Origin of the sequence: Clavibacter californiensis, from assembly GCF_021952865.1 — a bacterium.
Taxonomy (GTDB): Bacteria; Actinomycetota; Actinomycetes; order Actinomycetales; family Microbacteriaceae; genus Clavibacter; species Clavibacter californiensis.
This window is the reverse complement of record NZ_CP040792.1, coordinates 1712696-1737876: the sequence shown is the minus strand read 5'-3', so window position 1 is coordinate 1737876 and position 25181 is coordinate 1712696. Positions and strand designations below refer to the sequence as shown.

The following is a 25181-nucleotide window of genomic DNA, read 5'->3' as shown; positions in this document are numbered from 1 at the left end:
CGACGCACCGACGGTTTCTCAGCCCACGGCGCATCGCGACATGGCAGGGTAAGGACTCGGTCGCCCCTGATCCCCGGCAGCCGGAGCGTCATCCGGATCACGGCACTGCATCCCATCGGTCCCGTGAGACGGGCCGCTCCCCCTGGCCGCGAGGCCCCGACCTTCGAGTGAGCAGGCACATGACAGACACCCGCACCTCCGCCCCTCCCCGCATCGTGCTGACCAAGCCCAAGCGCGGCGGTGGGTCCAATCCCACCACCGCGTACTCGGGTCTCCTCAACACCGTCCGCGAAGCCGGGCTGCTGGAGCGCCGCGTCGGGTTCTACGTGCTCATGTTCGCCGGCATCACCGCGGCGCTCGTCGGCCTCGGCATCGGCTTCTTCGCGCTGGGCGACAGCTGGTTCCAGCTCCTCATCGCCGCCGGGCTCGGCATCATCTTCACCCAGTTCGCCTTCCTCGCCCACGAGGCCTCGCACCGCCAGGTGTTCGAGTCCGGCAAGGCCAACGACATCGCGGGCCGCACGCTCGCCAACCTCTTCGTCGGCATCAGCTACTCCTGGTGGATGACCAAGCACTCGCGCCACCACGCCAACCCGAACGTCATGGGCAAGGACCCGGACATCGAGCGCGACGTCATCTCCTTCACGCAGGAGGACGCCGCCCGCGCCACGGGCCTCTACGGCTGGTTCACGCGCCACCAGGGCTACGCGTTCTTCCCCATCCTCATGTTCGAGGGCCTGAACCTGCACGTGCACGGCTTCCGCACGGTCTTCGGCCGCGGCAAGGTCGACAAGCGCTGGCTCGAGATCTCGATGCTCTCCACGCGCATCATCGCGTACCTCGCCGTCGTCTTCTTCTTCCTGCCCCTCGGCATGGCGTTCGCGTTCGTCGGCGTGCAACTCGCCGTCTTCGGGGTCTACATGGGCGCGTCGTTCGCCCCGAACCACAAGGGCATGCCGGTGCTGCCGAAGGACTCGAAGGTCGACTTCCTCCGCCGACAGGTGCTCACCAGCCGCAACATCAGGAGCACCTGGCTCACCGACGTCTACATGGGCGGCCTCAACTACCAGATCGAGCACCACCTCTTCCCGAACATGCCCCGGCCCGCGCTGAAGAAGGCCCAGGTCATCGCGAAGGAGTACTGCGCGACGCACAACATCCCGTACACCGAGACCACGCTGCTGGCCTCCTACGGCATCGTCATCGCCTACCTCAACCGCGTCGGCCTCTCCGCCGGCGGCGACCCGTTCGACTGCCCCGCATCGGCGGCCTTCGGACGCTGATCACGGCCGCTGGTCACGGCCGCTGATCACGGCACCCCGCACCACCCGACGCCTCCCGCTCGCTCCGCCCCTCGGGGCCGCGACCGGGAGGCGTCGTCGTCCGGGCCGCTCCCGACGCGCAGCCCGCTAGCGCTTCCCCCAGTCCCAGGACGGCGTGCTGAGCAGCCCCTGTCCGCGGAGCACGGTCTGCCCCTGCACCTTCTCGAGCACGAGCTCGCCCACCTCGGCATGATCCGCGATGGCCGACGCGAGCCCCGCTGCGTGCGTCACCACCACGATCTGGATGTGGGCCGACGCGCGGGCGATGAGCTCGCCGAGCGCCGGGAGCAGGTCGGCGTGGAGGCTCGTCTCCGGCTCGTTGAGCACCATCAGCTCGGGCGTCTCCGTCGTGAGCAGCGCCGTCGCGAGCATGAGCAGCCGCAGGGTGCCGTCGGAGAGCTCCGCGGCGTCGAGGACGCGCAGCACCCCCGGTTGCTCGAGCCCGAGGGAGAACACCCCGTCCCGGGAGGTGATGACGATGCGGGAGCCCGGGAACGCCCGATCCACGATGGCGTCGAGGTCGTCGCCGCGGCCCCACTCGCGGATGGTCTCCACCGCGGCCGCCAGGTCGGCGCCGTCGCTCGCGAGGACCGGGGTGCGGGTGCCGACGCGGGGTCGGCGGGCGGGCGCGTCGAGATCCGTGCGGAGGTGGTCGTAGAAGCGCCAGCCGCGCATGCGCTGACGCAGGATCATCGCCTCGGGACTCGTGACGGCGTCCGCGACCTCGCTGAGGACGCTGCGGTGCTCCGGGATGAAGGCGGGCACGCGCTGCCAGGCATCGGATCCGTCGCGCACGCGGACGTCCTTCCACCTGCGCTCCAGGACGAGCGACCTGGGGCGCGCCACGGGCCCGGAGAAGATGAGCTCCCGCTTGATCTCGGGATCGCGTTCGAACTTCGACCGCGGCACCGCGTCCGGATCGCGCTGCGGGATCCCGAGGTCCACCAGGTAGCCGAGCTCGTCGGACGCGAAGCCGAGGCGGAGCGCGATGGGGCCTCGCCGCATGGTGCCCTGCACGGGGTGCTCTCCCTGCAGCACGGAGCGCGCGATGGTCTCGGGGCCCGCCCACAGGACGGCGTCGAGGCCGCCTTCGCGTGCCAGGGCGCCGACGGCGCCGCCCTCCGCCATGTCGGAGATGAGGCGCATGGCCCGGTAGAGGTTGGACTTGCCGCTGCCGTTCGCACCCGTGACCACGTCGAGCCCGGTGAGCGGCAGGACGAGGTCGCGGACCGAGCGGTAGCCGGAGACGGCGAGGGTGCGGATCATGCCGCGACCCTGCCACGGACCGCCGACAGGGGCGTCCGCGGCCGGGCGATGCGGATCAGGAGTCCTGCGGCACCCGCACCGTCAGCCCGCCGGGGAGGACCTGGATCTTGAAGCCGATGGCGCGGCCGAAGGGATCGCCGTCGAGCTCGATGTCCTCCTCCTTCTCGAGGCGGACCACGACCTCCTCGGCGGTGCGGTACTCGAGCGCGCGCACCTCCTTCTCCGGGCCCATCAGGCGGCGACCCGCGGCGGTGCGGCGGACGACGCCGTTCTCCCACGCGACCTTGACCCAGATCTGGATCCAGCCGAACAGGCCCTCGGGGCGCATGAGCACGACGTCGAGGATGCCGTCGTCGACCGCGGCGTCCGGCAGCAGCAGGATGTTGGCGGGCAGCGATCCGCAGTTGCCGACGATGAGCGTGTGCGCGCGGCGGCGGTGCACGCTGCGTCCGTCGATGCGGTAGCGCAGGCGGAGCTGGTCGCGGTCGCGCAGGGCCTTGAAGATGGCGTCGACGTAGGCGAGCCAGCCGACCCGCTTCTTCAGCTCCGAGTCGGTGTTCGCGAGCATCTTCGCGTCGATGCCGACGCCCGCCATGACGACGAACACGTGCTTGTCGCGGGACTCGTCCTCGCGGAGGATCTCGATCGACGCGAGGTCGACGGTGCGGTCGTGCCCGGAGAAAGCGGCCTCCAGCGAGTGCTCGACGTCGTTGAGGGTGAGCTTGAGGTTGCGGGCCAGCAGGTTGCCGGTGCCGGAGGGCAGCAGGCCGAGCGAGACGCCGGATCCCGACATCCCCTCCGCGACCGCACGGACCGTGCCGTCGCCGCCGGCCGCGATCACCATGTCGACGTCGTGCGACAGGGCCTCCTCTGCGGCGCCCTTGCCCGGGTCGTCCTCGCTCGTCTCGAACCAGAGGGTCTCCTGCCAGCCGGCAGCGCCCGCCGCGTGCGCGACCTTGGTCCGCAGCGACGGGAGGTCGACCTTGATGGGGTTGTAGACGATGGCGGCACGGCGGCCCGACCCGGAGGTGGGCGCGGGCGATGGTGCGGAGGCGGGGGTGGAGGTCGTCATCATGGTCACCCTACCGACGCGCGCGGTCCGCGAGGGGCCCGGGAGGCCCCGCATGCGCCCGGTGTCCCGGAGACGACGATGCCGACCCGTGCGCGGGGCGCGGGTCGGCTTCGTCATCGGGATCCGGTCGTCAGGAGCGCCGGGCCTCGTCCTCGTCGCCGAGGGGCTCGCGGACCTCCGCCTCGTCCGGCTCGACGGGGTCGACCGAGAGCTGGAAGTGGTCGCCGTGCTGCTCGACGCCGTTGACCACGGCGTCGCGCATCATCTCGACCGCGACCTGGCGGCGCACGATGAGCGGATCCGTGCGCAGCTCCTTCCAGAGCGCGTAGCAGGCCACGAGCATCACGATCACGAACGGCAGCGAGGCCACGACCGTGAGGTTCTGCAGGCCGGTGAGGGCCTCCGTGCCTCCCCCGCCGATGGCGAGCATGATGGCCGCGACCGCGCCCATCACGACCCCCCAGAAGATGACGACCTTGCGGCTCGGGTGGAGCGCGCCGCGCTGCGACAGCGTCCCCATCACGATCGACGCCGAGTCGGCGCCCGAGACGAAGAAGATCGCCACGAGCACCATCACGAGGACGGTGCTGACGCTGGCCAGCGGGTAGTGGTTGAGCAGCTGGAACAGCGTGTTGTCGCTGACCACGGCGCCGTCGACGGTCATGTCGCCGTCGGTCTGCTGCGCGTGGATCGCGGATCCGCCGAAGATGGAGAACCAGATGAGGGCCACGATGCTGGGCGCGAGGAGCACGCCGACCACGAACTCGCGGATGGTGCGGCCGCGGCTGATGCGCGCGATGAACATGCCGACGAACGGCGTCCACGAGATCCACCAGGCCCAGTAGAAGACGGTCCAGCTGGAGAGCCACGCGCTCATCTCGTCGCCGCCGGTCGCCGCGGTGCGCGACGCCATCTCGGTCATGTCGCCGAGGTACGCGCCGAGCGTGGCGGGGATGAGGTTCAGGATGAGGAGCGTCGGGCCGACGACGAACACGAACACGGCGAGCACGACGGCCAGCACCATGTTGATGTTCGACAGCCACTGGATGCCGCGGGCGATGCCCGAGACGGCCGAGAAGATGAACGCGATCGTGAGCACGACGATGATGCCGATGAGCAGCGGGGCCGTGGCCTCGTCCACCCAGCCGTTGAACTCGAGGCCCGCGCCGATCTGCGTCGCGCCGATGCCGAGCGAGGCCGCCGAGCCGAAGAGCGTGGCGAAGATCGCGAGCATGTCGATGACGCGACCCGCCCAGCCCTCGGTGCGCTTCGTGCCGAGCAGCGGCTGGAAGATGGAGGAGAAGAGCTGCTTGCGTCCCTTGCGGAACGTGCCGTAGCCGATCGCGATGCCGGCGACCGCGTAGATCGCCCAGGGGTGCAGGCCCCAGTGGAACATCGCGGTGGCCATGGCCGTGCGGATCGCCGCCTCCGACTCCGGCTGCGTGGTGCCGGGCGGCGGGGTGACGAAGAAGCTGAGCGGCTCGGCCGCGCCGAAGAACATCAGGCCGATGCCCATGCCCGCGCTGAACATCATCGCGATCCACGAGACCGTCTTGAACTGCGGCTTCTCGTCGTCGGCGCCCAGCTTGATGCGGCCGTAGCGGCTCGCGGCCAGCCAGATGACGAAGACCACGAAGAAGCTCGCGGCCAGCACGAACAGCCAGCCGGTCTGGTTGATGACCCAGCTCTGCGCGGTGCCGGAGATCGTCGCGAGGCCGTCGGTGCTCACGATGCCCCAGACGACGAAGCCGACCGCGAGGACGGCCGTGACGCCGAAGACGAGGCGGTCGATCTTCGGGTGCTCGGGCTCGTAGAGGTCGACGGACCCGGTGAACCTGGCCTCGAGGAGGCGGTGGTCGGAGTGGTCGCGGCGGGGTGGCCGGGTCCCGTCGGGGCGCGATCTGCGCTTCGGGACGAGACGGTCGAGCAGGCGTTCTGCGGACGTTCGCGTGGAGGTCATGGAGGGGATGGGCTCCTGTGGGCTCGGATTCCTGGGCATCGCCCGCAGGGGTCCGGCGAGCGACCGGCCGAGTCTAGGCGGCGGTCGCGGGATCTGCCGATTCGCCCGTCGGCCTTGCCATCGGCTATGAGGAGGGCTAGGAGCCGCCCGCGTCGCCGCCCCGCGGGAGGGTCGCGACCACGCGCGTGCCGTGGCCGAGGCGGCTCGCGATGCGCACGCGTCCGCCGTGCGCCCTGACGGTGCGCTCGGCGATGGAGAGGCCCAGGCCGACACCGGGGACGGCGCCGTCCCTGGCCGACTGCGCGCGGAAGAAGCGGTCGAACACGTGCTGCTGGTCCTCCTCGCTGAGGCCGACGCCCGTGTCGACCACCGAGATCACGGCGTCGTCCCCCTCGGTGACGACGGCCACGTCTATCCGGCCGGATGGGGTGAAGAGGAGCGCGTTCGAGACGAGCGCCTCGACGACCTGCGTCAGCCGATCCGCGTCGCCGTCCAGCGCGATCCCGGGCTCGAGCCTGGCCTCGAGCACCAGGCCGCGCTGGGCGGCCCGCGCGGCGGCTGGCCGCACGACGGCGTCGACGAGCGCCGTCAGGTCGACCGGTGCGCGACGGAGGTCGGGCGCGTGGTCGGCGCCCTCGAGCAGCGAGCCGATGATGCTCGACAGCTGCGCCACGTTCCGCTGGATGACGGCGAGCTCCTCCTGGATGCCCAGCTCGGCGGGGTCGTGCAGCTCGTCGAGCAGGTCGAGGTAGCCGACGATGCTTGTGAGCGGCGTCCGCAGCTCGTGCGACACGGTCGCCAGGAACTCGTCGCGCACCTGGACGGCCTGGGCGAGGTCGGTGACGTCGTACGCCCCGAGCACGGTGCCCGCGAGCTGGCCGGGCCGGCGGCCGATCGGTCGGACGGAGAGCACGAGGGCGCGCTGGTTGCCGGGCTCCCCCACCCAGTAGACGGGCCCGTGCACCTTGTCGGCGTACACCGCCTCCATCAGGATCCTGCCCTCGCGCGCGACGGGCGTGACGCGATCGGCCCCGTAGACGGACGTCGCCATGCCGGTCTCGTGGTCGTAGCCCGCGATGTGAAGGAGCGTGCGGACCGCCGCGTTGCGGATCACGGGCCGGTCGTCGGCGTCGAAGAAGACGATGCCCACGTCGACGGCGTCCGCGACGTCGCGGATGGTCGCCGTCTGCTCGCGCGACTCCGCGAGGAGCCGGGCCTGGGCCGCCGTCGCCTCGGCGAGCTCGCGCTGATCCCGGCGCTGCGTGGCCGCGGCCTGCGCCGCCGCGCCGACCAGCAGGGCGGTGAGGAGGAGGCCGCCGACGAGATCCGCCCACCCGGAGCTCGTCTCGGGGAACCCGCCCTCGCGGAGCAGGGGGAACACGGTGATGGCGAGCGCGCCCGCGACGGCGACGGGGACGCCGCCCGAAGGGAAGCCGAACACGAGCCAGAGGAGCGGGAAGATCACGAGCAGCGCCGCCGCGGGGAGGGTGGCGACCGTCGCATCGCGGATGGACGCCACCGCGAGCAGGTCGAGCGCCGGCACCGCGATGAGGACGGCGGACGGGATCCGGGTGCTCGCGACCACGACGGCGAGCACCGAGCCGGCCAGCACCATGGCGACGGCGACGGCGAACCAGACGTCGAGCTCGATGGCCGGGTCGACGACGGCGACGACGACCGCGACGACGGCGCAGCTGAGGAGGAACGGGACCTGCGCGCGGGTGGACCCGCGCCTGCGCCGCGCGTCCGCCGACGACCGGGCCGCGAGGACGGGAGAGGTCATGCGCGTCCCTCCTCGGTCCGCCGTCTGTGGACGCGGTGGCCCGAGCCTAGACCGAGGGACCTGCGCAGGCAGCGACCGCGCCGCCGCGCGGATCCGGCCGGACCGTCCGCGGACAGCCGGCCCGGCCTTGAGCCGACGCCGGGGCGGGCTTGCGGCAAAGCTCGGGGGGACTTGCGGATTGCCAGCGGGTGGCTTGAGACCGCTCCGTCAGAGTGATGCATGTCGAACGAACACCGGTACGACACCGCGGGAGCGCTGCTGAGGCGCCGATGCGGGACCGGAGACGACCGACGGGACACCCACCCGACGCCTCCCCCACAGCATGCGCGGAACAACCGCGCGAGAGAACAGGAATCCCCATGAACAAGATCGTCTCCGGTGCCGTCGCAGGTGCCGCCGGAATCGTCCTCCTCCTCGGCGGCGCCGGCAGCTTCGCGCTGTGGAACGCCAACGCCACGGTCGCCGCCTCCAGCGTCTCCTCCGGCAACCTGGCCCTCTCCGCCGACACCGCGGGCGTCTGGACCGACATCACCAACGGCGGCAGCAAGGTCATCGACCCGGCTACGTACCGCATCGTCCCGGGCAACGTCCTCCAGTACACGAGCGCCCTGACCGTCACGGCGACCGGCGACTCGCTCGCCGCGGACCTCACCTACAACCCCGTCTCCATCACGGGCGACGCGGCGCTCAAGGCCGCCATCACCACCAAGCTCGACGTCACCTCGACCGACGCGAGCATCACCCCCGCCAGCGCCGCGAACACCTTCACGGTCAAGCCCTCCACGTCCGCCTCCAAGGTGAACGTTGTCCTCACGGTGACCTTCCCCTCCACCGCGACGACCGGCCAGAACGGCACGCTCTCCTTCGACAAGCTCGCCTTCACGCTCACCCAGCGCGCGATCTAGTCGCCCTGTCTCCCCTCCCCGCGGTGACGTCGCCCGCGGGGAGGGGGCTCCACCCCATCACCGCACCACCGCATCACCCACCACCACCACCGGAACGAGGACGACATGCGCAGGAACGAGGCCCCCGCCCCGCGTCCCGCGCACGGCCGTCGCTCCGCGCGACCGGCGCGCCGCAGCCCCCTCCGCGCCGCCTGGCTCACCACCGGCCTCCTCACCGCGGTGGTGGTCGCCTCCCTCGCCGCCACCGGCGGCAGCTACGCCCTCTGGAACGGCGCCGCCAGCACGAAGCCCGCGAGCGTCACCAGCGGGACGAGCGGTCTCGTCGTCACCCAGCAGTCCGCCCTCGACTCCTCGAAGCTCCTCCCCGGGCAGAGCACCCTCGGCACCTTCACCGCGAAGAACACCGGGACGATAGCCTTGGACGTGGCCATCTCGACCCGAGGCACGTCCGCGAACAGCGCCTTCCCGGGCGAGCTCTCGCTGCGCCTCGGCTCCGTCGCGACGGCCGCCGACTGCGTCCACGGCGCCACGACCTACTCCGGCCGTCCCGGCCAGCTGCGCACCCCCGACGGCTTCGTCCGCATCCAGCCCGGCGCCTCGGCGGTCGTCTGCACCGAGGTCCTGCTCGACACGGACGCGCCGCAGTCGGTGCAGGGATCCACCGCGCAGCTCGCCTTCGCCCTCGTCGGCACGCAGGTGCAGCCGTGAGCCGCACCCGGCGGCCCTGGCGCCGCGCGCACGCCGCGCTCCTGGTCGGCCTGACCGTCCTCCTCGTCGGGATCGGCGCCACCGCCGGCCACGCGCTCTGGGCGTCGTCGACGTCCACCAGCGCGAACGTGCAGAGCGCCACGGTCGCCGTGACGGAGAGCGGCTTCGACCGCCTCGCGGGCGAGCTCACCTCGCAGAGCCCCAGCCGCACCGCGACGGTGCTCGTCACGAACACGGGATCCGCCCGCGACTCGTGGACCGGCACGATGACGGCGCCCGCCTCCTCGACGAACGACCAGTACTTCGCCCGCAACGTGCGCGTCGTCGCGTGGGCGGCGAGCGGCTCGAGCTGCACGGCCAGCACCCCCGTCGGCTCGGGTGCCGCCGCCGCTAACTGGGTGGTCCCGCCCACGCTGTCCGGGACGCTGTCCCCGGGCGCCTCGGCGACCTGGTGCGTGCGCACCACCGCGACCGCGTTCCCCCAGGGCGCGGCCTCCGTCACGGCCACGCTCACGACGGTCCTGGGATCCGGCAGCTGGACCGGTCGCGACACCGCGGCCGCGAAGCAGACCGCTCCCGCGCCCGCCGTCACCGGCGGCTTCCGCTGCGAGCCGACGGACGGGAACTGGTACGTCTTCGTCGCCTGGGACACCTCGGTCGCGTCCTCCGGCTCGAACTACGGCGTCATGGTCAACGGCACGCGCATCGCCACGTCGCAGGGCTCCTACGGCAAGGCCGCCATCACGCGCGACCAGGTGCCGTCGACGCTCGCGGCCGACGGCACGGTGCCCGTCTCCGTCGACCTCCTCGACGGCAACGGCGCGAAGGTCCGCCAGGTCGCCAACGGCACGGTCGTCGCCTTCCAGCAGAGCGGCGCGCGCGGCTTCCGCTGCTCCTGATCCCGACCGACCCGACCCGGACGACAGACCATGCCCCTCCTCCTCCCCCGCCGACGCGCACGGCACGCCGACGCCCTCGGGCGCTCCGCGGACGACCTCGCCCCCGTCGAGCCCGAGGCCGGCACCCGGTCCCGCGGCGGTGTCGCGCAGCTCGCGCGCTCGGCTGCCGTGGGCCTCAGCGTCGGGATCCTGCTGCTCGTCATCGCGCTCGCGGCCGTGCTGCTCGTGGTGCCAAAGGTCTCCGGATCCGTGCCGCTGACGATCCTCACGCAGTCGATGGAGCCGACGCTCCCGCCCGGCACGCTCATCGTGGTGCGGCCCGTCGACCCCGACGCCCTGGAGGTCGGCGACGTCGCGACCTACCAGATCCGCTCGGGCGACCCCGCCGTCATCACCCACCGGATCACCGCCATCTCGTCCGCCTCCGACGGCACGCGCTCGTTCACCTTCTCGGGCGACAACAACGCGTCGCCCGACTCGCTGCCCGTGACGCCCGGGCAGATCCAGGGCGAGGTCTGGTACTCGGTGCCGCTCGTCGGCTGGGCGAACCAGGCCGTGAACGGGCAGGCGCGCGGCTGGATCATCCCCGCCGCGGCGGTCGCGCTCCTCGCCTACGCGGCGGTGACGATCATCACGGGCGCCGTGCAGACCCGCCGGAGGCGCACCGCCTCCGCCGCGGCGGACGTCGTGGCGGAGGGCGACCACGTGCACTCCGACGCCATGTCGGCGGGCGTCGCCGAGGCAGCCCGCATGGATCCGTCGCACCCGGGCGTCGACGCGGCCGAACCGAGCCCGGCGGCCGTCCGACCCCGGGGACGCCACCGCGGCTGATCAGACGTGCCGGTGCTCGGGGCCCTCGTCGAAGAGGAGCACCGGCCGGCCGGCCTCCTCGCGCTCGACGACCAGCATCCAGTTGCGTCCCGAGGGCAGGATGCCCCCGCGGAGCTTCGCCGGCGACGGGACCCTCTCGAGCACGCCGTCCGGGAGCGTCCGTCCGACGCCGCGCGCGTCCGGGAGACGTCCGCCGGAGCACCAGGAGATGCGCCACGCGCATCCCTCGGCCAGGCGTCCGGCCACCTCATCGCGCGACAGCGCGCCGTACGGTCCGTGTCCCATCCCCCGAGGCTGGCAGCCGCGCGCGATGCGGCGTGCGATCCGCCCCCACCCGGACGACGGAGGGCCCGGCCGCTCCCCGCGTGAGGGAGCGGCCGGGCCGGGAGTCGTGCCGCGTCGCGGGTCAGCGCCCGGAGCGGCGCTTGCTGTAGACGTCGAAGGCGACCGCGAGGAGCAGCACCAGGCCCTTGATGACCTGCTGCCACGCCGCGTCGACCGACAGGATCGACAGGCCCTGGTTGAGCACGCCCATCACGAGGCCGCCGATCACCGCGCCGACCACCGTGCCGACGCCGCCCTGCACCGCGGCGCCGCCGATGAACACCGCGGCGATCGCGTCGAGCTCGAAGCTCTGACCGGCCGAGGCCACCGCGGATCCGGCGCGCGCCGTGCTGACGACGCCCGCGAGCCCCGCGAGCAGGCCCATGTTCACGAAGATGAAGAAGTTGACCCAGCGGGTCTTGACGCCCGACATCATCGCGGCGAACAGGTTGCCGCCCATCGCGTACACGTGCCGGCCGAACACCGTGCGCGTGAGGAGGAACGAGTAGAGCAGCACGAGCGTCGCCAGGATGATCAGGATGATCGGCGTCCCGCGGTTGTACGCCAGCAGGTAGCAGAGGTACATGATCGCGAAGACGGCGATGGCGGTGCGGATCCAGAACGAGACGCCCCGCTCGCGCGGCAGCTCGAGCTTGCGGAGCGTCGCGCGGCTGCGCAGCTGCTGCACCACGAGCGCGACCGACACGAGCGCGCCGATCCCGAGCGTGAGGAGGTCGGGCGCACCGGTGGTCGGCAGGTTGCCGGATCCGATGGAGTTGAACTCGGCCGGGAGGCCCGAGATCGTGCCGCCGGTGAGCAGCACGAGCGCGACGCCGCGGAAGACGAGCATGCCCGCGAGCGTGACGATGAACGCCGGGATCCCGACGAACGCCACCCAGAAGCCCTGCCACGCGCCGATGAGCGCGCCGACCACGAGCGACAGCACGACCGCGGTCCCCCACGGCAGCCCCCACTCGTTCATGCTGAGCGCGGCCACGGCGCCGACGGTCGCGACGACCGAGCCCACCGACAGGTCGATGTGGCCCGCGATGATCACGATGACCATGCCCATCGCGAGGATCAGCACGTACGCGTTCTGCTGGATGAGGTTCGCGACGTTGCCCGGGTAGAGCAGCCGCCCCTCCGTGAGGATCTGGAACAGCAGGATGATCACGGCCAGCGCCGCGAGGATCCCGTACTGGCGGAGGTCGATGCGGCGGCGCTTGCGCGTCTTCACGCCGTCGGGCGCGGGCGCGTTCGGCGATGTGGCCTGCTCGGCGGTGACGGTCACTGGTCGACTCCTGACTTCCGGCTGGCGGTCATGTGCCGCATCAGCTCCTCCTGTGTCGCGTCGGCCCGGGAGACCTCCGCGGTGAGCCGCCCCTCGGCGATCGTGTAGATCCGGTCCGAGAGGCCGATGAGCTCGGGCAGCTCGGAGGAGATGACGATGACCGCTTTCCCCTCGGCCGCGAGCTGGTTGATGATGCTGTAGATCTCGTACTTCGCCCCCACGTCGATGCCGCGGGTGGGCTCGTCGAGGATGAGGACGTCGGGACCCGAGTAGATCCACTTGCTGAGCACGACCTTCTGCTGGTTGCCGCCGGACAGCTTGCCGACGACCCCCGAGACGTCGGGCGTCTTGATGTTCATCCTCTTGCGGTAGTCGTCGGCGACCGCGTACTCGCGGTGCCGGTCGATCACGCCGAGCCGGACGAGCTTCGAGAGCGCGGCGGCCGAGACGTTCACCGTGATGCTGCCGATGAGGTTCAACCCGTAGCGCTTCCGGTCCTCCGTCGCGTACGCGATGCCGTTCTTGATGGCCTCGCTCACGGTGCGGGTGCGGATCTCCTTGCCGTCCTTGAAGATCCGGCCGGTGATGCCGGTGCCGTACGAGCGCCCGAAGATGCTCATCGCGAGCTCGGTGCGGCCCGCTCCCATGAGGCCGGCGAACCCGACGACCTCGCCCGCGCGGACGGTGAAGGACGCGTCGTCGACGACGATCCGGTCGACGTCGACGGGGTGGTGCACGGTCCAGCCCTCGACGCGGAGCTTCTCCTCGCCGATGTGCGGATCCCGCGGCGGGAACTGCGCATCGAGCGGCCGGCCGACCATCGCGCGGATGATGCGCGTCTCGATCTCGTCCGAGTCGGTGACGGGGAACGTCTCGATGGTCTTGCCGTCGCGGATGACGGTGACGTCGTCCGCGATGGCCCGGATCTCGTTGAGCTTGTGGCTGATGATGATGCTCGTGATGCCGTCGTCGCGCAGCAGGCGGATGAGGCCCAGCAGGTGCGCGGAGTCGTCGTCGTTGAGCGCGGCGGTCGGCTCGTCGAGGATCAGGAGCTTCACCTCCTTGGAGAGCGCCTTCGCGATCTCCACGAGCTGCTGCTTGCCGACGCCGAGCTCGAGCACGCGCGTCGCCGGGTTCTCGTCGAGCCCCACGCGCCTCAGCAGCTTGACGGCCTCGAGGTTCGTCCTGTTCCAGTCGATGACGCCGCCGCGCGACATCTCGTTGCCGAGGAAGATGTTCTCGGCGATGGAGAGGTAGGGGCTGAGCGCGAGCTCCTGGTGGATGATGACCACCCCGTCGCGCTCGCTGTCGTTGATGGATCCGTAGCGGACCTCGCGGCCGTCGATCGTGATCGTGCCCTCGTAGGAGCCGTGCGGGTACACGCCGCTGAGCACCTTCATCAGCGTCGACTTGCCCGCGCCGTTCTCGCCGCAGACGGCGTGCACCTCGCCGCGGCGGACGGTGACGTCCACGCCGTCGAGGGCGCGCACGCCCGTGAACTCCTTGACGATGCCGGTCATCTGCAGGATGACGTCGTCCATTGCTGCTCCTGGTTCCCGTTCGGGTCGGTGGCGCGCGTCGGATCGGCGCGCGCCGGGTGGAGACGGATGCGCGGCCGACGGGCGCCCGGCGTGGTGCCGGGCGCCCGTCGGCCGCGGGTCGGGCTACAGGCCGACGTCGGACGCCGTGAGGAAGCCGGAGTCGATGAGCACGGACTGCACGTCGTCCTTGACGACCACCTGCGGGTCGAGGAGGAACGACGGGACGACCTTCTTGCCGTTGTCGTACGACTCGGTGTCGTTGACGGTGACCTCGTCGCCCGCGACTATCTCGCCGATCATCTTCTGGACCTGGTCGCCGAGCGCCCGGGTGTCCTTCCAGACGGTCATGGACTGCTTGTCCGCGAGGATCGCCTGCACGTTCGCCTTGTCGGCGTCCTGGCCGGTGATGACGGGCCAGTCGGCGCCGGGCGCGTAGCCGGCGCTCGCGAGCGACGCCTCGATGCCGAGCGCGAGGCTGTCGTTGGGCGAGAGCACGACCTGGACCTTCTGGCCGCCCGTGTAGAACGACTGCAGGCGGTTGTCCATCTCGGCCTGCGCGTCGTCGGATCCCCAGCCGAGGATGCCGATGGCCTGCCAGTCGGCGCTCGTGGCCGGCGACTTGCCCGAGGGCACGGTCAGCTTGCCGCTCTCGACGTAGGGCTGGAGGACGTCCCACGCGCCGCCGAAGAAGAAGCCGGCGTTGTTGTCGTCGGGGCTGCCGGCGAAGGGCTCCATCGTGATGGGGCCGGTCGCGGTGTCCAGCTTCAGCTGGTCCTTGATGAACTCGCCCTGGAGCTGGCCGACCTTGTAGTTGTCGAAGGTGGCGTAGTAGTCGACGGCCTCGGTGCCGTTGATGAGGCGGTCGTAGGCGATGACGGTGACGCCCTGGCTCTTCGCGTCCTCGAGGGCAGGTCCCAGCGTCTTGCCGTCGACGGCCGCGACCACGAGGATCTTGGCGCCGCCGGCGACCTGGTTCTGGATCTGGCTGATCTGCGCGTCTGTCTTGTTGTCGGCGTACTGGAGGTCGACGGTGCAGTCATCGCCCTCGAGCTTGGTCTTGAGGCCCTCGCCGTCGTTGATCCAGCGCTCGAGGCTGCGGGTCGGCATCGAGATGCCGACGTTGCACTCGGTGCCGGCAGCGGTGTCCCCGCCGTCGCCCGAGCCGGTGTTGGTGGCGCCCTGCGGCGCGCACGCGGTCATGCCGACGGCGACGCCGGCGAGGAGGAGGAGGAGGAGGGAGCTGATCTGTCGTGCGTGTCGTCCGGATGCCATGGCGGCGGGTCCTCTCGGGTGGCCCGTCCGGGTCGTGCGGGCACCGGGCGGTCGCGTCGTCGCGAGGGACTGGGTGCTCCGACGCGTCCTCGGGTCGGGTGCTGGTGCGGTGAATGCTGGTGGTTTTGCGGGTTCCGTGCGGGGCGACCCTCGGCGGAGCGGCCGGATCCCGGCGGTCCGTGCGTTTGTCGTCTGTCAGAACTTATCCATTTCCACAGCTGCCGATACTGCATCCGGCAGACGTTATCCAAGCGTTACCGCCGGTCGCCCTCGCACGGGGGCGGCCCGATCGCGCCGCGGCGGGCGCGCCTCCTGATCGCGGAGCGGACAGGCGCTCGCGTCCGGGCCGGACGTGGCGTAGACCAGAGTGATGACCGCGACACGCCGCCGCTCCCGGCTCCCGCTCCTGCTCGCTCCGCTGACCGTCGCCGCCGCCCTCGCGCTGGCCGGTTGCACGGGCTCGCCCGGCGGATCCGCGACCACGCCGTCCGCCGATCAGCCCGCCAGCATCGCCCCCACCGCCACCGCCACCCCGTCGCCGTCGGCCTCCCCCACCGCCGCCGCGTCCGACGGCGCGACCGGCGACCCGGCCGCGTCCGGCGACGCACCGCGCTGCGCGGTCGACGCGCTCACGGGATCCATCGCCCCGGCGTCCGGGCCCGGCGGCGACCCGGGCGAGGGCACGGGGATGAACCAGCAGCGCGTGACCGTCGTGCTCACGAACGCCTCCGCGTCGCCGTGCACCCTGCAGGGCTGGCCGGGCGTCTCCTTCGTCGGCGACGGGGACGGGACGCAGCTCGGGCTCCCCGCGACGCTGGACCGCAGCACGGATCACCCCACCGTCACGCTCCAGCCGGGCGCGTCGGCGCAGGCGCCCCTGCATTACACGAACGGGGAGGTCTACCCCGACGCGGAGTGCGGGCTTACCCCGGCGGACGGGCTGCGCGTGTACCCGCCCGGATCCACCGCGTCGCTCTTCATCGCGTGGCCGGAGCCCGCGTGCTCGACGACCGACCACGGGCTGCTCGAGGTCGGCGGGTTCGTGGCGTCCTGATCCGTCGTGATCGGCGTCAGCGCGGGGTCGTGCGGGCGGCCGGCGGCAGCAGGCCGAGCTCCATCGCGAGGGTGACCGCGCGGGTCCGGTCGCCGACGCCGAGCTTCTCGAAGACGTGCAGCAGGTGCGTCTTGACGGTCGCCGGGGTGACGTGCAGCTCGAGGGCGATGCGGGCGTTGGTGCGGCCGGCGGCCACGAGCGCGAGCACCTCGGTCTCGCGCGGGCTGAGGGTCGGCGTCGGGCCGGAGGGCTCCACGGCGGGGCGCGCCACCTGCCGCACCAGCGCGGCGGCGATCGCGGGCGCGAGGGCGACCTCGCCGCGGGCCACCGCCCGCACGCCGGCGAGGATCTCCTCCTCGGGCGCCGCCTTCAGCAGGTAGCCGCTCGCGCCCGCCTCGATGGCGGTGAGGATGCTCGCGTCGGTCTCGTAGGTGGTGAGCACGAGGACGCGGACGTCGGGGGTCTCCTCGCGGATCCGCGCCGTGGCGCCCACGCCGTCGAGCCCGGGCATGCGGAGGTCCATGAGGATCACGTCGGGGCGCTCGGCGAGGGCCAGCGCGACCGCCGCCTCGCCGTCGGCCGCCTGGCCGACCACGTCGATGTCGTCGGCGGAGGCGAGCAGCGCCGCGAGCCCGGCGCGGACGACGGGGTGGTCGTCGACGACAGCGACGCGGATGGGCGCGGGCGTCATGCGCGGGCCCGCGCGGGGACCGTCGGCACGGTCTCGGCCGGAACCGGACCCGGGTCGGTGCCGCGCGGACCGGCGGGCGCCGCCGCGGGCGCAGGGATGCGCGCCGTGAGCCGCGTCCCGCCGGGGCCGCTGGTGACGTCGAGGCGTCCGCCGGCCGCGTCCAGCCGACGCCGCATGCCGTCGAGGCCGTACCCGCCTGATGCGCGGGCCGGGTCGAACCCGCGGCCGTCGTCGCCGATCGTGAGCACGACGTCGGCGCCGTCGCGGTCCAGCAGCAGCTCCACGGCCGCGGCGGCCGCGTGGCGGCGGACGTTGGCGAGGCCCTCCTGCGCGCAGCGGAGCAGGACGACCTCGACGTCGCGGGCGACGGATCCGACGGCCGCGTCGGCGCGCACGTCGACGGGGATGCCCGCCTCCCGCGTCAGTCGCGCCCCCAGCCGCGCGAGGGCCGCCGCCAGGCCGTCCGTCAGCTCGACGGGCGCGGTGGCCGCGACGATCGCGCGGGTCTGGGTGAGCGCGTCGCGCGCGCCCTCCTCGAGCTGGGCGAGCGTCTGGTCCATCGCGTCCGTCTCGCCCCCGCGGAGCTCCCGCCTGCCCCGCTGCGCCAGCATCACGAGGCCCGTGAGGTCCTGCGCGACCGTGTCGTGGATGTCGGCCGAGAGCCGCTCGCGCTCGCGGGCGGCGCCCGCCTCGCGGCCGAGCTCCTCGACCTGCGCCTGCGCCGCGCGGAGCCCCTCGAGCAGATGCAGGCGCTCGTGGCTGAGGTCGGCGATGCGCGTGATCCAGAGCCCGAGGGCGATGCTCCCGCCGAGGCTCAGCCCCTGCGACACGGCCATGGTCGGGAGCGCGCCCGGCAGGTCGCCGAAGCCGAGCACGAAGCCCACGGCGATGGATCCGGTCAGCGCGAGGGTCCCGATCACCGCGTCGCGCACGCGGTCCAGCAGCAGCCAGACGAGCGGGCACAGCACGCACTGCACGATGGCGAAGGACGACAGGCTCGCGACGCCCCAGGTCGCGGCCGGGATGACGAGCGCGAGGAACACGAGCGCGGACGGCAGCGGCGGCACCGGTCCGGCCTTGGCCGCCGACGCCGCCGCGGAGGCCTCGAGCGCGCGGCGGCCCAGCAGCAGGTACAGGACGGACATCGCCGCGATCGCCCCCCACGCGCCCCCGCCGGCGTCGCTCCCGGCGCCGATGGTCAGCACGACCAGCAGCGCCATCGTCACCGCGAAGCCGACGTGGACGGTGCGGGTCGGGATCATGCCCTGAGCCTGCCATCCCGCTCCGTGGTCGCGCACCGCTCAGGAGTCCCGACGGATCCAGCGGAAGGTGGCGGCCGCGGCGATCGTCCCGCCGACCAGCCAGATCGCGAGGACGACCGCGACGCCCGCGAGGTCCCACGTGCCGCCCCGCTCGGTCGCGGCGAGCGCGTCGGGCAGGAACACCGCGCGCATGCCCTGCGCCATCCACTTCAGCGGCAGGAAGGCCGCGACGTCCTGGAGCCAGGTGGGCAGCATCGTGAACGTCAGGTACACGCCGCTGATGAACTGCAGCACGAGCACGATCGGCGTGATGACCGCCGTGGCCGAGGCGCCGGAGCGCGGGATGCGGCTGAGCGCGATGCCGAGCACGGCCGACGACGTGATCCCGAGCGCGTACACCCACGCGAACGTGGCCCAGCGTCCGGCGTCGGCCGGCAGCTCCACCCCGAACGCGAATCGCGCGACGAGCAGCAGCACGACCATCTGGAGCAGCGAGGTCACGATCACCTGCCCGCCCTTGCCGATGAAGTACGAGAGCACGGGCAGCGGGGATCCGGCGAGCCGCTTGAGCGTTCCGTCGCTGCGCTCCATCGCGATGTCGACCGCGAGGTTCTGCACGCCCGAGAGGAGGATGCCCGCCGCGATCATGCCCGGCAGGTAGTAGGCCGCGGCGCTGACGCCGCCGGATCCGTCGGGCGCGGTGCCGAGGTTGCCGGACGACCCGAAGGCCACCGAGAAGATCGACAGCATGATGACCGGGAAGAGGAACGTGAAGATGATCGTGTCGGTCTGCCGGAAGTAGCGGCGCACCTCGTAGCGGATGCGGTGGATCCCGAGGGGCAGGACGCCGGGGAGGGCCGGGGCACGGTCCGCGGCGGGACGCGCGGAGCTGACCGCGGTCATGCCGCCACCTCCGCGGTGGTCGCCGGGGCGGCGGAGGGGGTCGTCGCGCCGGGCGCGCCAGCCTCCGCGAGCAGCCCGAGGTACACGTCCTCGAGGCTCGGCCGGACGATGCGGAGGTCGCGCGGCTCGCCGCCGGGCGTCGCCTCCGACAGGCGGGACACGAACGCGCCGGGCGTCCGGGTGCGCTCGTCGTGGGATCCGTCGTCGTCGTGCCACAGCACCCGCGGGATCCGCGCTTGCTCTCCCCCGATCTCGTCGAGCCGGCCGATCGCCACCAGGCGCCCGCCCGCGATCACGGCGGCCCGGTCGCCGAGCTGCGCCGCCTCGTCGAGGTAGTGCGTGGTGAGGAGGATGGTCGTGCCCTCCGCCTTGAGCTCGCGGATGAGATCCCAGAACCGGTGCCGGGCCTCGGGGTCGAAGCCCGTGGTCGGCTCGTCCAGGAAGAGCAGCTCGGGGCGGCCGATGATCCCGAGGGCCACGTCCACCCGCCGGCGCTGGCCGCCCGAGAGAGCGCGCAGCAGCGTGCCGGCCTTCTCGGTGAGGCCGACGGCCTCGATGGTCGCGTCGACGTCACGCGGCCGCGGGTACATCGCGGCGAAGTGCGCGACCTGCTCGCGGACCGTCATCGCGCCGCTCTCGGAGCTCGACTGGAGCACCATGCCGATGCGGGCGCGCCAGGCACGGCCGCCGGTCGCGGGGTCCACGCCCAGCACGGTCGCGGAGCCGCCGGTGCGGAGCCGGTACCCCTCGAGGATCTCGATGGTCGTCGACTTGCCCGCGCCGTTGGGCCCGAGGAGCGCGAACGTCTCGCCGCGGTGGATGTCGAAGGAGACGCCCCGGAGGGCGGTGGTCGTGCCGTAGGTCTTCTCGAGGTCGCGCACGCTCACGTGCTCCTCGACGGCTGCTGTGGTCATGGGTCCAGCCTCGCGCGCGCCGGGCGGGAGCGGAACGGCCGAGCGGTCGATCCGCGGCCTCGGCCGATCGGTGGATGCCCGCGTCGGCGCGCGGTGGCGTGCCGATCACCGCACGGGCAGGCTGGACGGGTGACCCCGCTCCCCGGATCCCCCGCGCCCGTCGCCCACGCCGGCCCGACGCCCGCGGCGGAGCGCAGCCTCGCGCCCGACCTGCTCCGTGGGATCGCGCTGCTCGGCATCGCGCTCGCCAACTCCGTCTACTTCATCGTCGGCCGCCCGACCGGTCCGCTCGGCCGCCCGACGGACGGCACCGCGCTCGACCACGTCGCCGACGTGCTCGTGGGCACGCTCGTCGACAACCGGGCGTTCCCGCTGTTCACGATGCTGTTCGCGTACGGCTTCGCGGTGATCCTGCGCCGCCAGGCGGCAGCGGGCGTCGACGGGCCGCGCGCCCGCGCGCTGCTCCTCCGCCGGAGCCTGTGGCTCATGGTCTTCGGCGCCCTGCACGTGGTGCTGCTGTTCGAGGGCGACATCCTGCTGTCGTACGGGATCCTCGGGCTCGCCCTCGCGACCCTGTACCGCGCGAGCGACCGCGTCCTCCGCGTGCTCGTGTGGGCGCCCGCGATCGTGTTCCTCGCCGTCGCCGGGGCGGACGGCCTCGCGGGCGGCGACGGGTCCGGCTCTGCGTTCGGGCTCGGCGGCGACGGCACCTTCCTCGGTGACCTCGCGAGCCGCGCCGTCGCGCTCACGGCACTCCTCGTCGCGACGCCCGTGACGGTCGGCGCGCTCGTCCCGCTCGCCGCGATCGGGATGCTGCTGGGCCGCCGCCGCGTGCTCGAGGACCCGGCCGCGCACCTGCCGCTGCTGCGCGGGCTGGCACTCGTCGGCCTGCCGCTCAGCGTGCTCGGGGCGGTTCCGCTCGTGCTCGCGACGGTGGGCGCGATCGACGCGGATCCCGTGGCGCTCTACCTGCTCGGCGTGCTGCACGGCGCGACCGGGGTGGGCGGCGCGCTCGGGCTGCTCGGCCTCGTGGGCTGGGCGGTCGCGGCGCGAGCTCGCCGCGGGGATCCCGCGCCCGGGCCGGTGCTCCGCGCGCTCGTGGCCGTGGGACGCCGCTCGATGACGTGCTACCTGCTCCAGTCGGTGCTGTTCACGATCCTGCTGGAGCCGTGGTCGCTCGGCCTCGGCGTCGGCGCGGGGACCGCCCGGATCGCTCTCGTCGCGATCGGCGTGTGGCTCGTCACGGTCGCGGCGGCCGTGGCGCTGGAGCGCGCCGGACGTGCGGGTCCCGCGGAGTGGGTGATCCGCCGCCTGGCGTACGGGCGCCCGGCCGCGGGACCCGGTGCGCCCGCACAGCCCGTCAGCGCGGGATGAGCCCCTCCGCGCGGTAGCGCTCGAACAGCCCGAGGAAGCTGTCGAGCGTGCGGTGGTGCGTGTGGAACCCGGCGAGCCGGCTCTTGATGATGTCGGTGACGACCTCGATGTCGCGGCCGAGGTCCGCGTCGGTGTGCCACCACGACGCGATGCGGTCGAGGTCCGACTCGGCCAGCCCGCCCTCGCGAGCGATGCGTGCCCACTCGTCCACGTAGCCGGCCATCTGCTGCTCGAGCGGACGCGGCGCGTCCTGGAAGCCGACGGGCTCGACGCCGAAGAACGCGGCGAGGCGCGGCCACATCCAGCGCCAGCGGAACACGTCGCCGTTGACGACGTTGAACGCCTCGTCGCGTCCGGCCTCGTGGGTGGACGCCCAGATCATCTGGTCGGCGAGCACGGTCGCGTCGGTCACGTCGGTGAGCCCGTCCCACTGGGTCTCGCTGCCCGGGAAGACGAAGGGCAGGCCGAGGTCGCGGCAGATGGATCCGTACACCGCGAGGGTCAGCCCCATGTTCATCTGGTTGCCGACCGCGTGCCCGATGACGGTGTGCGAGCGGTGCACCGACCAGCCGAAGCCCTGGCGGGAGGCTGCGGCGAACAGCTCGTCCTCCTGCGCGTAGTAGAAGTTCGGGGCCTCGAGGCGCTCCTCCTCCTCGTGGAAGGGGGTGTCGGGCATGTTCCCCTGCCCGTACGCCTCGAACGGGCCGAGGTAGTGCTTGAGGCCGGTGACGAGCGCGGCGTGCTCGACGGGCGCGCCGTCGAGCGCGGCGAGGAGGTCGCGCACCATGCCGCCGTTGACGTCGATGTTCTCCTGCTCGGTCGCCTGGCGCGACCACGCCGTGAAGAACACGTGGCTCGGCTGCTCGCCGGCGAGCGCGCGGCGGAGGTCGTCGGCGGAGCGGAGGTCGGCGCTGATCCAGCGGACGCCCGGGCGATCGGCGCCGGCGCGGCGGCTGAGGGCGAGCACGTCCCAGCCCTCGGCGGTGAGCTGGTCGACCAGCGCGGATCCGCTGATGCCGGTCGCGCCGACGACGAGGGCCGTGCGGCCGGACCCGTCGGAGCGCGGGGACGCGGCGGGAGCGGACGTGCGGGCGGGGGTCACTCGGTTCTCGGTCATCCCCTGCCCCAACGGCGAGGAGCCGCCCGGGCATTCCGGGCGGCTCCTCGCGGGCGTGTCGGCGGATCAGACGGGGTGCGGCCCGTCGACCTCGGCATCGGCCTCGCCGTCGACGCCGTCACGGCCGGTGGATGCTGCCTGCGTCGCCGCCGGGTCGGCCGGCCCGTCGCCGAGACCCGCGTCCGCGATGCGGCGCTCGAGGTCGGCGGCCATGGCCTCGGATCCGCTGTGGCGGTGGTCGTGGGCGACCTGCTCGGCGAGCCCGGCGCGCTTCTCGTCGGCCGTGGCGTCGCCGGCGCCGTCCATGATGGGCTGGTCCTGCTCGTGGGTGCTCATGGTCCGACGGTACGCCGTCGCGCGGGGTGCCAGATCCGCGGGACGCTTGTCGGCTCGCCCGGCACCTGTCACGCTCCAGTCACACCACCACGCGAGGGAGCGGGCATGACCGACAGCGGTTTCTCCAAGGACGAGCGCGACGCGATGAAGCAGCGCGCCCGCGAGCTGCGCGAGGAGGCGAAGCTCCAGAAGGCCGCCGACAAGCAGGCCGCGGCGCTGCAGGGCGTGCTCGACGCGTTCGCGGCGATGCCGCCCGAGGAGCGCGCGATCGCCGAGTGGCTGCACGGCATCGTGCTCGAGCACGCCCCCGACCTCGCGCCGAAGACCTGGTACGGCTTCCCGGCCTACGCCGACGCCGACGGGAAGCCCGTCGTGTTCTTCCAGCCGGGCTCGAAGTTCGGGACGCGGTACTCGACGCTCGGCTTCCAGGATCCGGCGCGGCTCGACGAGGGCACCATGTGGCCGACGTCCTACGCGCTGACCGCGGTGGATCCCGCGAACGAGGAGCGCGTGGCGGAGCTGGTGCGGCGGGCCGTCGGCGGCTGAGCGGGCGGCGACGGGACTGCCGTCAGCTCGGCTCCCACAGCTCTATCCGGGAGCCCTCGGGATCCGTCACCCAGGAGAAGCGTCCGACGCCGGGCATGTCCTCGATGCCGGGCGCGACCTCCGCGCCGGCCGCGGCGAGGCGCGCGACGAGGCCCTCCAGGTCGCTCACGCGGAGGTCCAGCATCAGCCGCTGCTCCGGCGCCCCCGACGGCGGCGCCGTGCGCGCCGCGGCCGCGACGACGGTGGGGCCCGCCTCCTGCTCCCACACGCCCTGCGCGTCGAGGTCGAGCCCGAGCACGTCCCGGTACCACGCGGTGAGCGCGGCGGGGTCGTCCGCGCGGAAGAGCAGACCGCCGATGCCGAGGATGCGTCCCATGCGCTCATGCTGGCCCCTGCGGATCCGCGGGGGAAGGGCACGGGCGCGCGCTCGCCCAGACGTCCCCCGGACGCGGACCCGGACCCGGACCCGGACCCGGACGGAGTGGAGTCGATTCGCCGTACCCTCGCTCCTATACTCATGACATGTCATCTGTCGATGCGTCATCGGTCTCTTCCGTCCTCCCGGCCATCGTCGGCGTCCCCTGCTTCTCGGGAGCGCCGTGGGACTTCGGTCCGCTCCGCGCGCTGGCCGCGTACCCGCTCCGCACGCTCGCGCTCCCGAACGACGCGAGTTCGGTCGAGGAAGCAGCGGACGCCGTCGAGGACCTCGTGCGCGACCTCCCGCGCTACGTGCTCGTGGGCGACTCCTTCGGCGCCGTCGTGAGCCTCGCCCTCGCCCTGCGTCGACCGCCGGGGTTGGCCGGGCTCGTGCTCTCGGGCGGCTTCGCGGCGGATCCGACCCCCGCTTGGAAGACGCGCGCGGCGTCGCTCGCGTGGCACGTGCCGCGCGGCGTCTACGAGCACGGCGTGCTCCGCTTCCACGCGGCCCAGCTGGCTTCGCGGCTCGATGCGGCGGCACCGCGCCCGATGACGCGGCGCGACTACCGCGAGCTGTTCCGCGTCCACACGCCCGCCGCCGCGTACTCCGCCCGCGTCGGCGCGGTCGTCGGGTTCGACGTGCGCGCACGGCTGCACCGGATCGCCGTGCCGACGCTCCTCCTCACCCCCGAGGACGACCGGCTCGTCGGCGCCGCCGCGGCCGCGGCCCTCCGCGAAGGGCTGCCGCACGCCCGCGAGCAGGTGATCCCCGGCACCGGGCACATGCTCCGCTTCACCCACCCCGACGAGTACGCGGACGCGGTGGACGCGTTCGTGCGAGCCGAGGTCGGCGTCGGCGTGACGGCGGGCACCGCGTGAGCCCGGCCGAGGAGCTCCGGTACCTGATCCTGGGGGCGCAGCGCGAGGGCGCGCGAGCGTACGCGGCGGCGCTCGCATCCACCGGCCTGACACCGGCGCAGGCGGAGGCGGTCGTCGTGCTCGACGAGGCGCCCGGGATCAGCCTCGCCGCACTCGGCGCGCGGCTCGTCTGCGAGGCCGGTTCGCCGAGCCGCCTCGTCGACGCGCTCGTGCGCCGTGGCCTCGTGCACCGCGACCCGGATCCGCGCAGCCGCCGCAGCGTCGTACTCCGCCTGACCGCGGAGGGTTCGCGCCGCGTGGCGGAGGTGCGCGCCGCCGAGGCCGCGGTGCACGACGCGATCACGGACTCGCTCGATGGGGAAGCGATGCAGGGCGCGATCACGGCTCTCCGCCGCCTCCTCGACGGGCGGCCGACGATCGACGCCCTGACCTCGCGGCGTGGGGATCGCGCGTCCACGCGCCGCTGACGGACACCCGCGAAGTGGGGGTGCGCCGCCCGCGTAATGGGGGTGCG

General features: G+C 73.0%; 25 protein-coding genes. 10 read left to right on the top strand and 15 right to left on the bottom strand.

What is annotated here, in order from left to right:
* Positions 1-179 precede the first annotated feature (179 nt).
* The gene (locus tag FGD68_RS08450) at positions 180-1283 is read left to right on the top strand and encodes a fatty acid desaturase family protein (RefSeq protein ID WP_104235509.1); all 1104 of its coding nucleotides are present in this window, start codon (positions 180-182) and stop codon (positions 1281-1283) included.
* A gap of 126 nt (positions 1284-1409) precedes the next feature.
* On the opposite strand, the gene FGD68_RS08445 is transcribed toward FGD68_RS08450, so the two are convergent.
* From FGD68_RS08445 to FGD68_RS08430, 4 genes are all read right to left on the bottom strand, one after another.
* Positions 1410-2588: an AAA family ATPase gene (locus FGD68_RS08445; protein WP_119372467.1), complete on the bottom strand. Its 1179-nt coding sequence runs from the start codon at positions 2586-2588 to the stop codon at positions 1410-1412.
* A 55-nt stretch (positions 2589-2643) separates the two neighbouring features.
* A complete protein-coding gene (locus FGD68_RS08440) occupies positions 2644-3660 on the bottom strand; it encodes a diacylglycerol/lipid kinase family protein (protein WP_104235531.1) in 1017 nt (338 codons plus the stop codon).
* A 130-nt stretch (positions 3661-3790) separates the two neighbouring features.
* Complete coding sequence (locus FGD68_RS08435; protein WP_104235511.1) at positions 3791-5620, bottom strand: BCCT family transporter; 1830 nt, start codon at positions 5618-5620, stop codon at positions 3791-3793.
* 136 nt (positions 5621-5756) lie between these two features.
* Positions 5757-7403, bottom strand: coding sequence for a sensor histidine kinase (locus FGD68_RS08430; protein WP_119372468.1), 1647 nt, complete (start codon positions 7401-7403; stop codon positions 5757-5759).
* Between the two features lie 359 nt (positions 7404-7762).
* On the opposite strand from FGD68_RS08430, the gene FGD68_RS08425 reads away from it, so the two are divergent.
* From FGD68_RS08425 to FGD68_RS08410, 4 genes are all read left to right on the top strand, one after another.
* Positions 7763-8308 carry an alternate-type signal peptide domain-containing protein gene (locus tag FGD68_RS08425; protein WP_104235513.1) on the top strand — a complete coding sequence of 182 codons (546 nt, stop codon included), beginning with the start codon at positions 7763-7765 and terminating at the stop codon, positions 8306-8308.
* Positions 8309-8413: 105 nt separating this feature from the next.
* Complete coding sequence (locus tag FGD68_RS08420; RefSeq protein ID WP_104235514.1) at positions 8414-9016, top strand: TasA family protein; 603 nt, start codon at positions 8414-8416, stop codon at positions 9014-9016.
* A complete protein-coding gene (locus FGD68_RS08415; protein WP_119372469.1) occupies positions 9013-9915 on the top strand; it encodes a hypothetical protein in 903 nt (300 codons plus the stop codon). The genes FGD68_RS08420 and FGD68_RS08415 overlap by 4 nt, the downstream gene beginning before the upstream one ends.
* A 30-nt stretch (positions 9916-9945) precedes the next feature.
* Complete coding sequence (locus FGD68_RS08410) at positions 9946-10746, top strand: signal peptidase I (protein ID WP_119372470.1); 801 nt, start codon at positions 9946-9948, stop codon at positions 10744-10746.
* Here FGD68_RS08410 and FGD68_RS08405 read toward each other — a convergent pair whose 3' ends face one another.
* From FGD68_RS08405 to FGD68_RS08390, 4 genes are all read right to left on the bottom strand, one after another.
* Positions 10747-11031, bottom strand: coding sequence for a hypothetical protein (locus tag FGD68_RS08405; protein ID WP_043587490.1), 285 nt, complete (start codon positions 11029-11031; stop codon positions 10747-10749).
* Between the two features lie 121 nt (positions 11032-11152).
* Positions 11153-12361 (bottom strand): multiple monosaccharide ABC transporter permease, encoded by a 1209-nt coding sequence (gene mmsB / locus FGD68_RS08400; RefSeq protein WP_119372471.1) that lies wholly within the window; start codon positions 12359-12361, stop codon positions 11153-11155.
* On the bottom strand, positions 12358-13902 hold the full coding sequence (gene mmsA / locus FGD68_RS08395; protein WP_104235518.1) for a multiple monosaccharide ABC transporter ATP-binding protein: 1545 nt from the start codon (positions 13900-13902) through the stop codon (positions 12358-12360). Before mmsA ends, mmsB begins: the two co-directional genes overlap by 4 nt.
* A 123-nt stretch (positions 13903-14025) precedes the next feature.
* Entirely contained in the window at positions 14026-15174 is a 1149-nt protein-coding gene (locus FGD68_RS08390) for a substrate-binding domain-containing protein (protein WP_119372472.1), read from the bottom strand.
* A 370-nt stretch (positions 15175-15544) separates the two neighbouring features.
* On the opposite strand from FGD68_RS08390, the gene FGD68_RS08385 reads away from it, so the two are divergent.
* On the top strand, positions 15545-16228 hold the full coding sequence (locus FGD68_RS08385; RefSeq protein ID WP_237609351.1) for a DUF4232 domain-containing protein: 684 nt from the start codon (positions 15545-15547) through the stop codon (positions 16226-16228).
* Positions 16229-16244: 16 nt separating this feature from the next.
* Here FGD68_RS08385 and FGD68_RS08380 read toward each other — a convergent pair whose 3' ends face one another.
* The 4 genes from FGD68_RS08380 to FGD68_RS08365 are packed head-to-tail and all read right to left on the bottom strand — an operon-like array spanning position 16245 to position 19998.
* A complete protein-coding gene (locus FGD68_RS08380; RefSeq protein WP_104237345.1) occupies positions 16245-16919 on the bottom strand; it encodes a response regulator transcription factor in 675 nt (224 codons plus the stop codon).
* Positions 16916-18181 carry a sensor histidine kinase gene (locus FGD68_RS08375; RefSeq protein WP_237609350.1) on the bottom strand — a complete coding sequence of 422 codons (1266 nt, stop codon included), beginning with the start codon at positions 18179-18181 and terminating at the stop codon, positions 16916-16918. Before FGD68_RS08375 ends, FGD68_RS08380 begins: the two co-directional genes overlap by 4 nt.
* A gap of 39 nt (positions 18182-18220) precedes the next feature.
* Positions 18221-19084 (bottom strand): ABC transporter permease, encoded by an 864-nt coding sequence (locus FGD68_RS08370; RefSeq protein ID WP_119373785.1) that lies wholly within the window; start codon positions 19082-19084, stop codon positions 18221-18223.
* The gene (locus FGD68_RS08365) at positions 19081-19998 is read right to left on the bottom strand and encodes an ABC transporter ATP-binding protein (protein WP_119373901.1); all 918 of its coding nucleotides are present in this window, start codon (positions 19996-19998) and stop codon (positions 19081-19083) included. Before FGD68_RS08365 ends, FGD68_RS08370 begins: the two co-directional genes overlap by 4 nt.
* Positions 19999-20127: 129 nt before the next feature.
* Here FGD68_RS08365 and FGD68_RS08360 point away from each other — a divergent pair, with 129 nt between their 5' ends.
* The gene (locus FGD68_RS08360) at positions 20128-21372 is read left to right on the top strand and encodes a DUF418 domain-containing protein (protein WP_237609349.1); all 1245 of its coding nucleotides are present in this window, start codon (positions 20128-20130) and stop codon (positions 21370-21372) included.
* Here the strand turns inward: FGD68_RS08360 and FGD68_RS08355 are convergent.
* Both FGD68_RS08355 and FGD68_RS08350 read right to left on the bottom strand, forming a co-directional pair.
* The gene (locus FGD68_RS08355; protein ID WP_119373669.1) at positions 21359-22489 is read right to left on the bottom strand and encodes an SDR family oxidoreductase; all 1131 of its coding nucleotides are present in this window, start codon (positions 22487-22489) and stop codon (positions 21359-21361) included. The genes FGD68_RS08360 and FGD68_RS08355 overlap by 14 nt on opposite strands.
* 66 nt (positions 22490-22555) lie before the next feature.
* The gene (locus tag FGD68_RS08350; RefSeq protein WP_119373670.1) at positions 22556-22825 is read right to left on the bottom strand and encodes a hypothetical protein; all 270 of its coding nucleotides are present in this window, start codon (positions 22823-22825) and stop codon (positions 22556-22558) included.
* Between the two features lie 105 nt (positions 22826-22930).
* On the opposite strand from FGD68_RS08350, the gene FGD68_RS08345 reads away from it, so the two are divergent.
* Positions 22931-23371, top strand: a complete 441-nt coding sequence (locus FGD68_RS08345) for an iron chaperone (RefSeq protein WP_119373671.1) — start codon at positions 22931-22933, stop codon at positions 23369-23371.
* Between the two features lie 22 nt (positions 23372-23393).
* Here the strand turns inward: FGD68_RS08345 and FGD68_RS08340 are convergent, their stop codons facing one another.
* Complete coding sequence (locus FGD68_RS08340) at positions 23394-23747, bottom strand: VOC family protein (RefSeq protein WP_104237351.1); 354 nt, start codon at positions 23745-23747, stop codon at positions 23394-23396.
* Positions 23748-23893: 146 nt separating this feature from the next.
* Here FGD68_RS08340 and FGD68_RS08335 point away from each other — a divergent pair, with 146 nt between their 5' ends.
* Together FGD68_RS08335 and FGD68_RS08330 are read left to right on the top strand one after the other, a co-directional pair.
* A complete protein-coding gene (locus FGD68_RS08335) occupies positions 23894-24667 on the top strand; it encodes an alpha/beta fold hydrolase (RefSeq protein ID WP_119373259.1) in 774 nt (257 codons plus the stop codon).
* Entirely contained in the window at positions 24664-25134 is a 471-nt protein-coding gene (locus FGD68_RS08330; RefSeq protein ID WP_119373258.1) for a MarR family winged helix-turn-helix transcriptional regulator, read from the top strand. The genes FGD68_RS08335 and FGD68_RS08330 overlap by 4 nt, the downstream gene beginning before the upstream one ends.
* The last annotated feature ends 47 nt before the right edge of the window (positions 25135-25181 follow it).

What these genes read in the sequence shown, in the direction of transcription:
- FGD68_RS08450 (WP_104235509.1), top strand. Translation starts at nt 180, where the DNA reads ATGACAGACACCCGCACCTCCGCCCCTCCCCGCATCGTGCTGACCAAG.
- FGD68_RS08445 (WP_119372467.1), bottom strand. Translation starts at nt 2,588, where the DNA reads ATGATCCGCACCCTCGCCGTCTCCGGCTACCGCTCGGTCCGCGACCTC.
- FGD68_RS08440 (WP_104235531.1), bottom strand. Translation starts at nt 3,660, where the DNA reads ATGACGACCTCCACCCCCGCCTCCGCACCATCGCCCGCGCCCACCTCC.
- FGD68_RS08435 (WP_104235511.1), bottom strand. Translation starts at nt 5,620, where the DNA reads ATGACCTCCACGCGAACGTCCGCAGAACGCCTGCTCGACCGTCTCGTC.
- FGD68_RS08430 (WP_119372468.1), bottom strand. Translation starts at nt 7,403, where the DNA reads ATGACCTCTCCCGTCCTCGCGGCCCGGTCGTCGGCGGACGCGCGGCGC.
- FGD68_RS08425 (WP_104235513.1), top strand. Translation starts at nt 7,763, where the DNA reads ATGAACAAGATCGTCTCCGGTGCCGTCGCAGGTGCCGCCGGAATCGTC.
- FGD68_RS08420 (WP_104235514.1), top strand. Translation starts at nt 8,414, where the DNA reads ATGCGCAGGAACGAGGCCCCCGCCCCGCGTCCCGCGCACGGCCGTCGC.
- FGD68_RS08410 (WP_119372470.1), top strand. Translation starts at nt 9,946, where the DNA reads ATGCCCCTCCTCCTCCCCCGCCGACGCGCACGGCACGCCGACGCCCTC.
- FGD68_RS08405 (WP_043587490.1), bottom strand. Translation starts at nt 11,031, where the DNA reads ATGGGACACGGACCGTACGGCGCGCTGTCGCGCGATGAGGTGGCCGGA.
- mmsA (WP_104235518.1), bottom strand. Translation starts at nt 13,902, where the DNA reads ATGGACGACGTCATCCTGCAGATGACCGGCATCGTCAAGGAGTTCACG.
- FGD68_RS08390 (WP_119372472.1), bottom strand. Translation starts at nt 15,174, where the DNA reads ATGGCATCCGGACGACACGCACGACAGATCAGCTCCCTCCTCCTCCTC.
- FGD68_RS08385 (WP_237609351.1), top strand. Translation starts at nt 15,545, where the DNA reads ATGACCGCGACACGCCGCCGCTCCCGGCTCCCGCTCCTGCTCGCTCCG.
- FGD68_RS08380 (WP_104237345.1), bottom strand. Translation starts at nt 16,919, where the DNA reads ATGACGCCCGCGCCCATCCGCGTCGCTGTCGTCGACGACCACCCCGTC.
- FGD68_RS08375 (WP_237609350.1), bottom strand. Translation starts at nt 18,181, where the DNA reads ATGATCCCGACCCGCACCGTCCACGTCGGCTTCGCGGTGACGATGGCG.
- FGD68_RS08370 (WP_119373785.1), bottom strand. Translation starts at nt 19,084, where the DNA reads ATGACCGCGGTCAGCTCCGCGCGTCCCGCCGCGGACCGTGCCCCGGCC.
- FGD68_RS08365 (WP_119373901.1), bottom strand. Translation starts at nt 19,998, where the DNA reads ATGACCACAGCAGCCGTCGAGGAGCACGTGAGCGTGCGCGACCTCGAG.
- FGD68_RS08355 (WP_119373669.1), bottom strand. Translation starts at nt 22,489, where the DNA reads ATGACCGAGAACCGAGTGACCCCCGCCCGCACGTCCGCTCCCGCCGCG.
- FGD68_RS08350 (WP_119373670.1), bottom strand. Translation starts at nt 22,825, where the DNA reads ATGAGCACCCACGAGCAGGACCAGCCCATCATGGACGGCGCCGGCGAC.
- FGD68_RS08345 (WP_119373671.1), top strand. Translation starts at nt 22,931, where the DNA reads ATGACCGACAGCGGTTTCTCCAAGGACGAGCGCGACGCGATGAAGCAG.
- FGD68_RS08340 (WP_104237351.1), bottom strand. Translation starts at nt 23,747, where the DNA reads ATGGGACGCATCCTCGGCATCGGCGGTCTGCTCTTCCGCGCGGACGAC.
- FGD68_RS08335 (WP_119373259.1), top strand. Translation starts at nt 23,894, where the DNA reads ATGTCATCTGTCGATGCGTCATCGGTCTCTTCCGTCCTCCCGGCCATC.